This is a genomic window from Roseomonas indoligenes (assembly GCF_017813365.1).
GTDB classification, from domain to species: domain Bacteria; phylum Pseudomonadota; class Alphaproteobacteria; order Acetobacterales; family Acetobacteraceae; genus Roseomonas; species Roseomonas indoligenes.
In genome coordinates this window covers 214,396-228,293 of sequence record NZ_JAGIZA010000002.1, presented here as the reverse complement: position 1 = coordinate 228,293, position 13,898 = coordinate 214,396, and the positions used below count along the sequence as shown (strand labels likewise).

Below are 13,898 nucleotides of genomic sequence, written 5' to 3'. Positions count from 1 at the left end.
CCGCCAGTGGAGACGCGGCCGGCATCGGCCACCGACTTCGGCGCGGAGAGGATCACGGTCTTGGCGGCATTCGGGTTGGTCATGGGATGCTGTCCTGCTGGCTAGGTTGAGAACCTCTGCCGACGCGTGGTCCGGCATAAGATTGCTGATCTTCAGCACAACATCCGTAGGGCAACGTGAAATGAGCGCAAATTTAGAATTAAAAACGAAACTATACTCTTACAGAGTTGCTCGCAGCACCCAGGGCTAGGGTGCAGGCGTCCTGTTGACGGATCCTTGCGGCGCTGTCGCAGAAATCAGTGTGAGGCCTTGGAGCCCTTTTTGATGACTTGATCAGCACAAGTGATGGATTCGGGCGCGCTAACGTTCCTGAGGGTGTTAAGGACGGCACATCGAATTCAGGCTTCTCAGATTGGATCGGCTGGATCTCGCCCGGAGAGCCCAGCGTTAAAACAGCGCCGTGACGCATATTATTGTCCGCATCAACTCGCGCATTCGGAGCACCATCTTTACAACGTATAATAGAATCCGCGACTTGGCATCGGATACGCTCAACCGGAAATTGCACTCCGCGAGTTTCTATTCTCTCATTGATCACCATTCTCTTCCTGAAGCTCTGCCGCTCGTCAGAGCACTTCTCGCTCTCCTGAAAGTCGTCCGTATAGGCGCGAAGCCATCGCGACGGCTCCAGACAGTTCCCTCTTCCTGTTGCCGTTATCTGCCCGAGAGTGTTGAAATCCCGCGCAACTGCGCCGGATCGGGCAGCTGAACGCCGAAAATCTGGTCAGAAGCGGCGGTTCCGCGCAGAGTTTTCCGGGACGGGGCGCGGACACCGTCCCAGGACCGGGCTAGGCTGGCGGCCGGAGAAGCTGGCCAGGCCTGCCCGGTCGTCGCAAGCGAGCTGACGGGATGATGCGATGAGCGCGGAGCCAAGGGCCGTCGGTGCCGCGGTCATGGGCCGGGAATCCCCTTCGAAGCTGTCGGTGCGCGGCATCGCCAAGCGCTACGGCGCCGCGGACGCGCTCCTGCCGATGGACCTCGACGTTTGGCCGGGCGAGTTCCTCACGGTTCTCGGCCCCTCCGGTTCCGGCAAGACCACCCTTCTCCAGCTCGTCGCGGGCCTGATCGAGCCGAGCGCCGGCAGCCTGTTCATCGACGGCGAGGACCGGACTCACACCCCCGTGCACCAGCGGGGCATCGGGGTCGTCTTCCAGAACTACGCCCTGTTTCCCCATTTGACGGTGCGGGAGAATGTCCTCTTCCCCTTGCAGATGCGCCGGGTTCCCGCGCCGGAGCTGAAGCGCCGCGCGGCGGAGGCGCTCGGCATGGTCGGCCTCGGCGCGCTGGAGGACCGCTTCCCGCGCGAGTTGTCCGGCGGCCAGCAGCAGCGCGTGGCGCTCGCGCGCTGCCTCGTCTACCAGCCCGCGCTGATCCTGATGGACGAGCCGCTCGGCGCGCTGGACCGCAAGCTGCGGGAAGCCATGCAGATGGAGATCAAGCGCCTGCACCGGGAGACGGGGGCCACGATCATCTTCGTCACCCATGATCAGGAGGAGGCTCTCGCCCTCTCCGACCGCATCCTGCTGATGAACCACGGGCGGATCGAGCAGATCGGCACCCCGCAGCACATCTACGAGCACCCGGCATCGCTCTTCGCGGCCGACTTCATCGGCCTGTCCAACGTCATCCAGGGCCGGATCGGCGCGGGCGGCGTGCTCGAGACTCCGGACGGGGCCCTGCCGCTTCCGCCGGAGGCGCCCCGGCTGTCCTCAGGCGCCACTGCCGCCCTGGTGGTCCGCCCCGAACACGTGTCGCTGCGCCCTGCCACCCCGGAGTGTGCCGCCCTGCGCGGGCGGATCGTGGAATCGGTCTATGCCGGCTCGGAGTTCCGGCTGCTGGTCACACTCGGCTCCGGCACGACGATCGTGGCGCGCCGCTCCCCGGGCCAGGCGCCCCTGGCCATCGGCGACGAGGTGGTGCTGGACTGGGATGCCGCCCAGGGCCGCCTGCTGCCCGCCTGACCCATCGGACATCGAGACGAGAGGAGTGACCATGGCCACCCCATACCCGGCCCTTTCCCGCCGCGGGATCCTGCGCGCGACGGGCCTCGCCGCCCCCTTCGTCTTCACCGGCGGACGTGCCTTCGCGGCCGACCAGATCACGGCAGCGGATGTGGGCGGCGCCCCGGCCACCGCGATGCGGAACGCCTTCTACGACCCGTTCGAGAAGGAGACGGGCATCCGCGTCGTCAACGTGGCGCATGAATCGGATCCGACCGTGCAGTTCAAGCTGGCGGTGGACAGCCGGAGCTACATCTGGGACCTCTGCATGGTCACCCCCGCCCATGTGGCGAACCTGACCCGGCCGAAGCCCTACCTTGACGCGCTGAACCTCCAGCCTGTCCCCGGCGTGATCGAGGGCATGCTGACGCCGGACTGGGCCGGCTTCTCCGTCTTCGCGACCGTGCTGGCCTATCGCAAGGACAGGTTCGGGGAAAACCCGCCGCAGACCTGGGCGGACTACTTCGACGTCGCGAAGTTCCCCGGCCGCCGCGCCCTCTACCGCGCCCAGAACGGCCCGCTGGAGATCGCGCTGATGGCCGATGGCGTCGCGCCGAAGGACCTCTACCCGCTGGACGTGAACCGCGCCTTCCGCAAGCTGGACACGATCAAGCGCAACATCGCGGTCTGGTGGACCAGCGGCGCGCAGAACACTCAGCTTCTGCAAAGCGGCGAGGTGGACATGGCGGATACCTGGGGCGCCCGCGCCTATGCCGCGATGGAGAGCGGCGCGCCGGTGGGGATCAGCTTCAAGCAGGGCGTCTACTCCAGCGACGGGTGGTCGCTGCTGCGCGGCACGCCGCGGGCGGATCTGGCACGGCGCTTCGTGGCCTTCTGCCTGCGGCCGGAGCAGCAGGCGATCTACTCCAACACCGTCGCCAACGGGCCGAGCAACCAGCGCGCCTACGACTTCATCCGGCCGGAGCGCGCGGCCATCCTGCCCACCTCGCCGCAGAACCTTCCCGGCCTTGCCCCCGTGGACAACGCCTGGTGGGCCGCCAACAAGAACCGGGTGCAGGAACGCTTCCAGGACTGGCTCCTGGGATAAGGGGAACGCCGCCATGGGTACGGACCGACAGATCCACCTTTCCTTCTCCGCGCATCTCAGCGGGCACCACCCCGCGGCGTGGCGCCACCCCAGTACGGAGGACGGAAGCGATGTCAGCATCGCCTCCTATCGCCGCCTGGCGCGGCTGGCGGAGAGCGGGCTGTTCGACCTGTTCTTCATGGCGGACACGCCCGCGCTGCGGATCGAAAACCTGGAATCCTGGAGCCGCTACCCGCTCTTCACCAACGTGCTGGAGCCGCTGACCTGCCTTTCGGCGCTCGCCGGCGCGACCGAGCACATCGGCCTCGGCGGCACCTCCAGCACGAGCTACAACGAGCCCTTCAACGTCGCCCGGCAATTCGCCTCGCTGGACCATATCAGCGGCGGTCGGGCGGCGTGGAACGTGGTGACGACCGCCAACATCTACGCGTCAGGCAATTTCGGCGAGATCCCCCTGCCCCCGCACGCCCAGCGCTACGATCGAGCGCGGGAGTTCGTGGAGGTGGTGCGGAAGTTCTGGAACACCTGGGAGGACGGCGCCTTCACCTATGACCGGGAGGCCGGGCGCTTCTACGATCCGGACAAGATGCACCCCGTCATCCACCAGGGGCAGCATTTTAGGATCCGCGGGGGGCTGAACATCGAGCGCACGCCGCAGGGCCATCCCGTGATCATCCAGGCCGGCGCGTCGGAGGCCGGGATGGACCTGGCGGCGGAGACGGCGGAGGTGGTCTTCGGCTCCTCCCCCACGCTGGAGAAGGCACAGGCCTACTATGCCGGGCTGAAGTCCCGCATGGCGAAGGTCGGCCGCGCGCCGGAGGATCTCTGTGTCCTCGCCGGCATGCCCGTGGTGGTGGGCGAGAGCGACGACGAAGCGGAGGACAAGTACCAGACGCTGCAAGCCCTGCTGCACCCCATGGTCGCGAAGCAGAAGCTGGGGATGGACCTGGAGACGGACCTCTCAGACCTCGACATGGACGCGCCGATCCCGGAGGACCGCATCCCCGCCAAAGCGAACCTGCACACCGCCTACTTCGCCGAGATCGTCCGCATGATCCGCGAGGAGAAGCTGACGCTCCGCCAGATCAGCCAGCGCTACGAGCGCGGCACCCGCACCGTGCGCGGCACGGCGAAGCGGGTGGCCGACCATATGGAGGAGTGGTTCGCCACCGGCGCCGCGGATGGCTTCATGCTGATCCTGCACCTGCAGCCCAAGGGGCTGGAGGACTTCGTCCGCCTCGTCGTGCCCGAGTTGCAGCGCCGTGGGCTGTTCCGGACGGAGTACAAGGGCCGCACGCTGCGCGACCATCTCGGCCTGCGCCGCCCGCCCTTCCAGCCGCCCGTTTCCGCCGCGGCCCGCGCCGCCGAATAGGAGCCCCGACCATGGCCGACACGAAGCAGATGGCCCTGGCGCTGCTGTGCCACCCGACGGGCCACCACAATGCGGGCTGGCTGCACCCCTCGACCCAGGCGGGCGCCTCCACCGACATCGACTGGTACCGCAGCACGGCGCAGCTCGCCGAGCGGGGGCTGTTCGACCTGTTCTTCATCGCCGACACCCCGGCGGCGCGGACGAGCAACCTCGAGGCCTATAGCCGCTACCCGCTCTTCATGAATGTCTTCGAGCCGGTCACGCTACTCTCCGCGCTGGCGGGAGCAACGCAGCACATCGGCCTGGGCGGCACCGTCAGCACGAGCTTCACCGAGCCCTACAACGTCGCCCGGATGTTCGCCTCCCTCGACCATCTCAGCCGCGGGCGCGCGGCCTGGAACGTGGTCACCTCCGCCAATGACTTCGCGGCGCGCAACTTCGGGCTGGACAAGCTGCCGCCGCATGCCCGCCGCTACGACCGGGCGCGGGAATTCGTGGATCTGGTTGGCAAGCTCTGGGACAGCTGGGAGGACGACGCCTTCGTGCGGGACCGGACAGCCGGCCTCACCTTCGATCCCGCCAAGCAGCACGTGGTGGACCACAAGGGCGAGTTCTTCACCCTGCACGGGGCACTGAACATCGAGCGGCCGCCGCAGGGTCATCCCGTCATCATCCAGGCCGGCGCCTCCGATACCGGCAAGGAACTGGCGGCCGAGACGGCAGAGGTGGTCTTCGCCTCCGACGCCACGCTGGAGGCGGCGCGCCGCTTCTACGACGACCTGAAGGGCCGGATGCCGAAGTTCGGCCGGGAGCCGGAGGCGCTGAAGGTCCTGGCCGGCAAGCCCGTGCTGATCGCGGACAGCCAGGGGGAGGCGGAGGACATGTACCAGACCCTCCAACACCTCATTCACCCCGTGGTTGGCCGCATGCGCCTGGGCATGGACCTGGAGACGGACCTGTCCGACCTGCCGCTGGACGAGCCGATCCCGGAAGACCGGATCCCCCGCAACTCCAACTTCCACAAGGCCTATTTCGACAAGATCGTGGAGATGATCCGCAGCGAGGGGCTGACCCTGCGCCAGCTCTACCTGCGCTACGAGCGTGGCAACCAGACGCTGCGCGGCACCGCGACCCAGGTGGCCGACCATCTCGAGGAGTGGTTCACGGCGGGCGTCGCGGACGGCTTCATGGTGACGCCGAGCCTCATGCCACAGGGGCTGGAGCGCTTCGTAGACGGGGTGGTGCCGGAACTCCAGCGCCGCGGCCTGTTCCGCACGGCCTATACCGGCCGGACGCTGCGCGAGAACCTCGGCCTGAAGCGGCCGCCCAACCGCCACGTCGCGCCCGCGCCGGCCATGGCGGCGGCGAAGTAGGCGGTGTCAGCCACAGGCTCCGCGGTCATGGCCGGCCCCGCATCGGCGGTGCCGGCGCGGCGGCGGTGGAACGCGCTCTGGCTGGCCCTGCCCGGCGCGCTCTTCCTACTCCTCCTTCTCGTCCTTCCCTCGTTGCAGCTCCTGTCCGTAAGCCTCACGGATTCCGAGACCGGCGAGTTCTCCCTCGCCGCCTATGAGCGGGCCTTCGGGGCGCGGGTCTATGCCCGCATCATCGGCAATACCTTCGCGATCGCGGCCCAGACGACCGGGCTGTGCCTCCTGCTCGGCTATCCCCTGGCCTATTGGCTGGCGGGGCTTCCGGCGCGGCGGCAGCGCGCGGCCACGTTGCTGGTTCTGCTGCCCTTCTGGACCAGCGCGCTGGTGAAGAACTTCGCCTGGCTGGTGCTGCTCGGGCGCACGGGGATCGTGGCGGGTGCCTTCCAGGCGCTGGGGCTCGGGCAGCCGCCGGACCTCCTGTTCAACCGCCCTGTCGTCCTCTTCGCCATGGTGCACAGCCTGCTGCCGCTCGCGGTCGTCTCCATGCTGCCGGTCATGACGGGGATCGATCGCGGGCTGCTCCAGGCCGCGGGCACGCTCGGCGCCCCGCGCGCGGCCGCCTTCTGGCGCATCCACCTGCCGCTCTCCATGCCCGGAGTCGCCTCGGCCGGGCTGCTCGTCTTCATCGCCTCGCTCGGCTATTTCATCACGCCCGCGCTGCTCGGCAGCCCGCAGGAGACGATGATGGGGCAGGCCATCATCACCCAGGTCCAGCAGATGGATAACCTGGTCTTCGCCGCCGCCCTTTCGGCGCTGCTGATCGGGGCGGCGCTGCTGAGCTGCCTCCTCTACGACCGCGTTTTCGGCCTCTCCTCCGTCTCGGGCGGGGCCGCTGCGCCGCGCGCGGCGGGCAGCCCCTTGCGGCGCGCCGGCCTCGGCCTTGCCGCCAGCCTCGCCACGCTGTTCGGCGGGCTGTCCGAGGGGCTCGCGCGCCTGCTGGGCGGGCACCGCTTCGGCTGGCTTCTTCCCGCCTATGCCTGGGCCATCGTGGCCGTCCTGGTGCTGCCCCTGCTCGCCATGGTGCCCATGGCCTTCACCAGTGCCAGCTTCCTCTCCTTCCCCCCGCCGGGCTTCGGCCTGCGCTGGTTTGCCGAGTACTTCGCCTCCCCCGTGTGGATGAGCGCGACGCTGCGCTCCTTCGGCATCGGGCTGGCGACGGCGGTCGTGACCACGGCCCTCGCCGCCCTTGCCGCCTTCGGGCTTGCGCGCGGGGCCGGGCGCCTCTCCCGGCCGGTCTTCCTGATGTTCATGACGCCGATGATCGTGCCCTCCATCGTCGTCGCCGTCGCGCTGTTCCAGCTCTTCGCGCGGGTGGGGCTGGTGGCGACGGATGCCGGCATCATGCTCGGCCACACCGTACACGCCATGCCGATCGCCTTCGTCATCCTCCTCGCCACGCTCAAGACCCATGACTGGCGGCTGGACCAGGCGGCGGCGACGCTCGGGGCGGACCGGCGGCGCACCCTGCTGCGCGTCACCCTGCCGCTCATGCGCGGCGGCCTCGTCGGCGCCCTGATCTTCGCCTTCCTCTCCTCCTTCGAGGAGCTGACGGTCGCCCTGTTCATCGGCGGCGGGCTGCGGACCACCCTGCCGAAGCAGATGTGGGACGACGTGATCCTGCAGGTCAGCCCGGTGCTCGTCGCGGCCTCCGTGGTCGTTGTGGTGCTGGTCACCGCGCTCTTCCTCCTGGCCGAATTCCTCCGCCCGGCCCGCCGCGGCCGGGCTGCGTGACGGAACGGCGGCGGGCAGCCCGGCGTCGCCACTCCCCTCCCCCAGGGTTGCCGGCCAGCATCGGCATCTGTCAGGAAGGCAAATCCAGGAGGACAGGGGTGTGGCATGAGCATCGGCCGGCTGCGCGACTTCGTCACTGCAATGACCCGGGCCGCGGACACGGTTCCCGCCGGCTCGGCCCTCATGGAGGCGGCCAGGCCGCTGCTCGGGCGGCTGATCGCCCGGGACGATTGGTTGCCCGAGGCCTGCGCCGTGCCGCACCCGCAATACTACCGGCAGTACCTGCTGCACTGCGATCCGGCGGAGCGCTTCTCCCTCGTCAGCTTCGTCTGGGGGCCGGGGCAGCGAACGCCGATCCACGACCACATGGTGTGGGGGCTGATCGGGATGCTGCGCGGCGCGGAGGTCTCCGCCGGCTTCTCCCGCCGGCCTGACGGCAGCCTGTATGCGGAAGGCGAGCCCGTGCGGCTGGAGCCGGGAGACATCGACGCGGTGGCGCCGGAGATCGGCGACATCCACCAAGTCGTGAATGCCCATGACGACCGGGTCTCGATCAGCATCCATCTCTATGGCGGGAACATCGGCGCGGTGAGCCGGCATGTCTTCGACATGGAGGGCCGCGAGAAGTCCTTCATCTCAGGCTATTCGAACGAGCAGGTGCCGAACCTCTGGGACCGGTCCCGCGCGACCGCGTGAACTGCCGCGGGGATCGGGCGCGTGGAAAGGCTGGACCTCGCCTCCATCAGGACGGAAACGGACCGGACCAGCACGGGGGCCAGGACGGCATGAGCGGATCGGGGGCGGTCGCGGTTGAGCGGGATGGCGATGCAGCAATCCTTTGGCTGAACCGTCCGGAGCGAGGCAATGCGCTGGGACCGGAACTGGTGGAGGCGCTGGACGCGGCGCTCGATGCGGCGCTGGCGGAGGGTGCCCGGCTGATCGTCCTGCGCGGGCGTGGCCGCAATTTCTGCACTGGCCTCGACCTCGCCGATCTCGACGCCGCTGAGGAGGGCGACCTCGCGCTCCGCATCATCCGAATCGAGCTGCTGCTGCAGCGGATCAGCGCCCTGCCGGTGGCGACCATGGCGGTGGCCGGCGGGCGGGTCTTCGGGGCTGGCGCGGACCTCTTCGCGGTCTGCGACCACCGCCTGGCCCTGGCAGGCGCCAGCTTCGCCTTTCCTGGGCCGGCCTTTGGCCTGGTCCTCGGCACCGGGCGGCTGGCCGACCTGTTGGGGGACACCGCCGCGCGCCGGCTGCTCCTCGCGGGCGCGCCGGTGGGGGCCGAGAGCGCGCTCTCCCTGGGCCTCGCCTCCTCCCTGCTGGAGGAAGGGGCGGTGCCCAATGCCGTCGCGGACGCCGCGCGGGCCGCGGCGCGGCTGGACGCGGCCACCGTCGCCGCGCTGCACGGGCGCACGCGCCGGGCTGATGACGATGCCGATCTCTCGGCGCTGGCCCGCTCCGTCGCCCGCCCCGGGCTGAAGCGGCGGATCCAGGACTACCGCGCCGCGGCCATGGCGGCCCGGCCTTCCAAGGCCGGAGCGCCCGGATGAACGCCTACACCGCCTCCCACTGGGGCATCTACGAGGTGGCGCAGGACGCCGCGGGCCGGGCGAGCCTGCACCCAATGCCCGGGGACCCGGATCCCAGCCCCATCGGCCTGCACCAGACCGACGACTCCCTCGCCCGGCTGCGAGTGCTGCGCCCTGCGGTGCGGCGGAGCTGGCTGGAGAAGGGGCCGGGCGCCGCGCCGGAGCTGCGCGGGCGGGAGCCCTTCGTAGAGGTGCCGTGGGAGAGGGCGCTGGTCCTCGTGGCGGCGGAGCTGCAGCGGGTGCGGACGGCGCATGGCAACACGGCGATCTTCGGCGGTTCCTACGGCTGGTCCTCCGCCGGCCGCTTCCACCACGCGCAGAGCCAGGTGCACCGCTTCCTGAACGCGGTCGGCGGCTATGTCCGCCACATGGATTCCTACTCCCTCGGGGCCGGGCGCGCGCTGATGCCGCACATCGTCGCGCCGATGGACGACCTGATGGCCCAGCACACCTCCTGGTCTGTCATGGCGGAGCATACCGGGCTCTTCGTCGCCTTCGGCGGCGTGCCGGCCAAGAACGCGCAGATCTCCGCCGGCGGGGCCGGACGCCACCGCGTGCGGGAGGGGCTGCACCGAATGGCCGCGCGCGGCGTGCGCTTCGTCAACATCGGCCCCGTGCACGACAACCTGGACACGGGCGCGGGGGCCGAATGGATCCAGGCCCGGCCGAACACCGACACGGCGCTGATGCTCGCGCTCGCCTGGGTTCTGCGAGAGGAAGGGCTGGCGGATCGCGATTTCCTCGCGCGCTGCTGCACGGGCTACGAGCGGTTCGAGCACTACCTCTCCGGCGAGGAGGACGGGCAGCCGAAGACCCCGGAATGGGCGGAGGCCATCACCGGCGTCCCTGCCGCCCGCACCGCGGCGCTGGCGCGTGAGATGGCGGCGCAGCGCACGATGCTGAACATCTCCTGGTCGCTCCAGCGCGCCACGCACGGGGAGCAGCCTTTCTGGATGCTTGTGACCCTCGCCGCGATGCTCGGGCAGATCGGCCTGCCCGGCGGCGGCTTCGGGCTGGGCTACGGGGCCACTAACCTGATGGGCAGCCCGCACCCCCGCCTGCCCGGCCCCACACTGCCCCAGGGGCGCAACGCGGTGCGGGATTTCATCCCCGTGGCCCGCATCGCCGACATGCTCCTCAACCCCGGCGCGCCCTTCACCTATGTCGGCGGCCGCTACACCTACCCCGACATCCGGCTGGTCTACTGGGCCGGCGGGAACCCCTTTCACCACCACCAGGACCTGAACCGGCTGGAGCGCGCCTGGCAGAAGCCGGAGACGATCGTGGTGCACGAGCAGTACTGGACGCCCGCCGCGAAGCGGGCGGACATCGTGCTGCCCGCCACCACGACGCTGGAGCGCAGCGACATCGGCTCCGCCACGAAGGAGGGCTTTCTCGTGGCCATGCGCCCCGTCTCGGCCCCTGCCGGGGAGGCGCGGGACGACTACGACATCTTCGCCGGCATCGCCGCCCGCATGGGCGCGGCCGACACCTACACGGAGGGGCTGGACAGCGAGGGCTGGCTACGCCGCCTCTACGACGAGACGCGGCAGAAATCGGCGGGCCAGGGCATCGACCTGCCGGAATACGCGGCCTTCCAGGAGACCGGGCTGATCAGCCTGGCCGAGCATGACCGGCCGGTGGTGATGCTGGAGGCCCTCCGCACCGATCCGGCGGCCAACCCGCTGAACACGCCCTCCGGCCGGATCGAGATTTTCTCCGAGCGGATCGCCGGCTTCGGCCTGCCGGACTGCCCGGGATACCCGGTGTGGCGGGGACCCGCGGAATGGCTGGGCGGCCCCGGCGTGGACCGACACCCGCTGCACCTCCTCTCCGACCAGCCGGTGCGGCGGCTGCACAGCCAGCTCGACGCCAGCGGATACAGCACCGCCGGGAAGGTGCGCGGGCGGGAGCAGGTCTTCATGCACCCGGAGGACGCGGCTGCGCGCGGCCTGTCGGATGGCGACATCGTGGAGCTCTTCAACGACCGCGGCCGTTGCCAAGCCGCGCTGTGCCGTAGTGATGCGGTGATGCGCGGCGTGGTCCGGCTGAACACCGGCGCCTGGTACGACCCCGACCCCGCCACGGGGGTGGAGAAGCACGGGAACCCGAACGTGCTGACGCTGGATGCCGGCGCCTCGGGCTTCTCGCAGGGCTGCTCGGCGCAGACCTGCCTTGTCGAGGTGAGCGGCCCGATAGCCGATCCGCCGCCCGTCACGGCCTTTGACTTGCCGGAGCTGTTGGCCCAGGACAGGTGAAAATCGGGAGGGACGACGCCATGGAAAACCCGCTTCTGCAGCTGGCGGACTATGCGGTTGGCTGGCGCGGCCGCCCGATCGAGCCCGAGCTGGAGGCGCATGCCCGCCGCGCCCTGCTGGACTGGTTCGCCTCCCTCCTGCCCGGCTGCAGCCAGCCCCCGGCGACGACCATAGCCGAGGCCCTGGGGGCCGAAGGCGCCACCGGCCGCGCGGTCTGCTACGTGGACGGCACGATGGTACCGCTGCGCCACGCGGCCCTGGTGAACGGCACCGCCGGCCACCTGGTGGAGTTCGACGACATCTACCGCGATGCCGGCTACCACCCGGCCTGCCCCACGATGCCGGCTGCGCTGGCCGCCGCGCAGGTGCAGGGCGCATCGATGCAGGACCTGCTGCGGGCGATCATCGCGGGCTACGAGGTAGGCTGCCGGATCGGCATGGCGGTGCAGCCCAGCCACTACCGCTACTGGCACACCACGGGCACGGTCGGCACCTTCGGGGCCGCCGCCGCCGTCTCCGTTCTGCTCGGGTTGGACGAGGCGCGGACGGCGCATGCCCTCGCTACCGCCGCCACCATGGCAGCCGGGCTGCAGGGGGCGATCCAGGGTGAGGGGATGAGCAAGCCGCTCCACGCCGGCCACGCCGCCGAGGCAGGCGCCCTGGCCGCCATGGCCGCCGCGCGCGGGATGACGGGCACGCTGGAGGTGCTGCACGCCCCCGCCGGCTTCGCTGCCGCCACCAGCGACAGCACCGGCCGCTGGGAGGCCGCGCTGGAGGGACTGGGCGGGCCGCCCGCCATCACGCGCATCACCTTCAAGAACCATGGCTGCTGCGGCCACATCTTCCCGGCACTGGACGCGGTGACGGCCCTGCGCGACGAGCACGGGTTCGGCGCCGGCGACGTCGCCGCGGTGCATGTCGCGGGCTATACCCAGACCAAAACCCTTTGCGACCGGCCGGATCCGCGCACGGTGGCCGATGCCCGCTTCTCCGTGCAGTACTGCGTCTCCGCGCTGCTCCATCTCGGCGGCGTGCGGCTGGCGGCCTTCGAGGCCGCGAGCATGGCGGACCCGGCCATCCGGGCCGACATGGTGAAGGTGACGGTCGCCATCGATCCCGAGATGGCGGACGCCTATCCCCGGCAGCGCAGCGCCCGCGTTACCATCAGGCTGCGGGACGGCAGGGTGCTGGAGCGGTACCAGCCGACGCGCAAGGGCGACCCGGATGCGCCGCTCAGCGATGCTGAATTGACAGCGAAGTTCCGCGAGCTGGTCGGCCCCGCCATCGGCAGCGCGGCGGCAGCGCGGCTGGAACGGTCGCTGCTGCACGGGGATGCCCTGCCCGGGCCGATCCCCCTGGCAGGGGCGGCAATCGCCAGGCGGCGGGTGGGCTGACGCCCGTTCCCTATTCCGGCTTCACGCCGGTGGCGGCGACCACGGCCCGCCACTTCGTCAGTTCCCCGGCGACGTAGCGGCCGAAGGCCTCCGGCGTCTCCTGCCCCGGCGTCGCCCCCAATTCCCGGTACCGGCGGGCCACGGTTTCGGACCGCAGGGCGTCGTTCAACACCCCGTTCAGCGCCAGCACCATGTCCGGAGGCAGGTTCTTCGGGCCGAAAAGGCCGAACCAGGCCGTCGCCTCGTAGCCCTGGACCGTCTCGCCCACCGTCGGCACCTCCGGCAGGCTCTCGTCCCGCGCCCGGGTGGTGACGGCGAGCGCCTTGATGCGGCCGGCCTTGATATGCGGGACGGAGGTGGTGGTGGCATCCACCATCAGCGGGATGTGCCCGGCCAGCAGGTCGTTCATCGAGGGGCCGCCGCCGCGATAGGGAATGTGCACGAGGTTGGCGCCGGTCATCATCTTCAGCAGCTCGGCGCTCATATGCGTCGTCGTGCCGATGCCGGCGGTGCCGTAGCTGACGGGGCTGGACTTGGCCTGACGCAGCAGGCCGGCGATGTCGTCCGCCGGGAAGCCGGGATGGGCGACGAAGATGTTCGCCGTGGTGCAGGCGAGCGCGAGCGGGGTGAAATCCGCGGCGACGTCGTAGCCGAGGTTGGGATAGAGCGCGGCCTGGATGCCGTTGGTGCCGCCGGAGCCGAAGAACAGGGTGTAGCCGTCCGGCGCTGCCCGGGTCGCCGTGGCCGTTCCCACGGTGCCACCGCCGCTCGAGAGGTTCTCAATGACGATGGACCAGCCCTTCGTCGCCTGGATCTCGGCGGCGAGGATGCGGGCCAGCACGTCCGTCGGCCCACCCGCGGAGAAGGGAATGATCAGGCGGATCGGGCGGGACGGGTAGCCACCCTGCGCCCGTCCTGAGACGGGGCGCAGCAGCAGCGGCGCGGCGAGGCCTGCCCGTAGCAGGGCGCGGCGCGGCAAGGCGATCATGGCGTGTTCCTTCCTCTCCGGACCTTGC

At 70.2% G+C, this 13,898-nt stretch carries 10 protein-coding genes; 9 read left to right on the top strand and 1 reads right to left on the bottom strand.

Translation table 11 applies throughout. From position 1 onward, the window contains the following. Positions 1-917: 917 nt before the first annotated feature. The 9 genes from J5Y10_RS03365 to J5Y10_RS03325 all read left to right on the top strand — a co-directional run bounded on the left by J5Y10_RS03365 (position 918) and on the right by J5Y10_RS03325 (position 12,882). Entirely contained in the window at positions 918-2,021 is a 1,104-nt protein-coding gene (locus J5Y10_RS03365) for an ABC transporter ATP-binding protein (protein WP_209370705.1), read from the top strand. 31 nt (positions 2,022-2,052) lie between these two features. Beyond that, the gene (locus tag J5Y10_RS03360) at positions 2,053-3,108 is read left to right on the top strand and encodes an ABC transporter substrate-binding protein (protein WP_209370703.1); all 1,056 of its coding nucleotides are present in this window, start codon (positions 2,053-2,055) and stop codon (positions 3,106-3,108) included. A 13-nt stretch (positions 3,109-3,121) separates the two neighbouring features. Continuing rightward, the gene (locus J5Y10_RS03355; protein ID WP_209370702.1) at positions 3,122-4,480 is read left to right on the top strand and encodes an LLM class flavin-dependent oxidoreductase; all 1,359 of its coding nucleotides are present in this window, start codon (positions 3,122-3,124) and stop codon (positions 4,478-4,480) included. A gap of 11 nt (positions 4,481-4,491) precedes the next feature. Beyond that, the gene (locus tag J5Y10_RS03350; protein WP_245214273.1) at positions 4,492-5,853 is read left to right on the top strand and encodes an LLM class flavin-dependent oxidoreductase; all 1,362 of its coding nucleotides are present in this window, start codon (positions 4,492-4,494) and stop codon (positions 5,851-5,853) included. Positions 5,854-5,880: 27 nt separating this feature from the next. Continuing rightward, positions 5,881-7,641, top strand: a complete 1,761-nt coding sequence (locus tag J5Y10_RS03345; protein ID WP_209370700.1) for an ABC transporter permease subunit — start codon at positions 5,881-5,883, stop codon at positions 7,639-7,641. A 105-nt stretch (positions 7,642-7,746) separates the two neighbouring features. Further along, positions 7,747-8,337, top strand: coding sequence for a cysteine dioxygenase family protein (locus J5Y10_RS03340; RefSeq protein WP_209370698.1), 591 nt, complete (start codon positions 7,747-7,749; stop codon positions 8,335-8,337). 89 nt (positions 8,338-8,426) lie between these two features. Beyond that, positions 8,427-9,191 carry an enoyl-CoA hydratase/isomerase family protein gene (locus J5Y10_RS03335; RefSeq protein ID WP_209370696.1) on the top strand — a complete coding sequence of 255 codons (765 nt, stop codon included), beginning with the start codon at positions 8,427-8,429 and terminating at the stop codon, positions 9,189-9,191. Then, the gene (locus tag J5Y10_RS03330) at positions 9,188-11,488 is read left to right on the top strand and encodes a molybdopterin guanine dinucleotide-containing S/N-oxide reductase (RefSeq protein ID WP_209370694.1); all 2,301 of its coding nucleotides are present in this window, start codon (positions 9,188-9,190) and stop codon (positions 11,486-11,488) included. Before J5Y10_RS03335 ends, J5Y10_RS03330 begins: the two co-directional genes overlap by 4 nt. A 20-nt stretch (positions 11,489-11,508) precedes the next feature. Further along, positions 11,509-12,882, top strand: coding sequence for an MmgE/PrpD family protein (locus J5Y10_RS03325; RefSeq protein WP_209370692.1), 1,374 nt, complete (start codon positions 11,509-11,511; stop codon positions 12,880-12,882). A gap of 10 nt (positions 12,883-12,892) precedes the next feature. Here J5Y10_RS03325 and J5Y10_RS03320 read toward each other — a convergent pair whose 3' ends face one another. Further along, positions 12,893-13,870: a Bug family tripartite tricarboxylate transporter substrate binding protein gene (locus J5Y10_RS03320; RefSeq protein WP_209370690.1), complete on the bottom strand. Its 978-nt coding sequence runs from the start codon at positions 13,868-13,870 to the stop codon at positions 12,893-12,895. Positions 13,871-13,898 lie beyond the last annotated feature (28 nt).

Excerpts from the sequence above, each read along its gene's own strand:
- J5Y10_RS03365 (WP_209370705.1), top strand. The coding sequence starts at position 918 with ATGAGCGCGGAGCCAAGGGCCGTCGGTGCCGCGGTCATGGGCCGGGAA.
- J5Y10_RS03360 (WP_209370703.1), top strand. The coding sequence starts at position 2,053 with ATGGCCACCCCATACCCGGCCCTTTCCCGCCGCGGGATCCTGCGCGCG.
- J5Y10_RS03355 (WP_209370702.1), top strand. The coding sequence starts at position 3,122 with ATGGGTACGGACCGACAGATCCACCTTTCCTTCTCCGCGCATCTCAGC.
- J5Y10_RS03350 (WP_245214273.1), top strand. The coding sequence starts at position 4,492 with ATGGCCGACACGAAGCAGATGGCCCTGGCGCTGCTGTGCCACCCGACG.
- J5Y10_RS03345 (WP_209370700.1), top strand. The coding sequence starts at position 5,881 with ATGGCCGGCCCCGCATCGGCGGTGCCGGCGCGGCGGCGGTGGAACGCG.
- J5Y10_RS03340 (WP_209370698.1), top strand. The coding sequence starts at position 7,747 with ATGAGCATCGGCCGGCTGCGCGACTTCGTCACTGCAATGACCCGGGCC.
- J5Y10_RS03335 (WP_209370696.1), top strand. The coding sequence starts at position 8,427 with ATGAGCGGATCGGGGGCGGTCGCGGTTGAGCGGGATGGCGATGCAGCA.
- J5Y10_RS03330 (WP_209370694.1), top strand. The coding sequence starts at position 9,188 with ATGAACGCCTACACCGCCTCCCACTGGGGCATCTACGAGGTGGCGCAG.
- J5Y10_RS03325 (WP_209370692.1), top strand. The coding sequence starts at position 11,509 with ATGGAAAACCCGCTTCTGCAGCTGGCGGACTATGCGGTTGGCTGGCGC.
- J5Y10_RS03320 (WP_209370690.1), bottom strand. The coding sequence starts at position 13,870 with ATGATCGCCTTGCCGCGCCGCGCCCTGCTACGGGCAGGCCTCGCCGCG.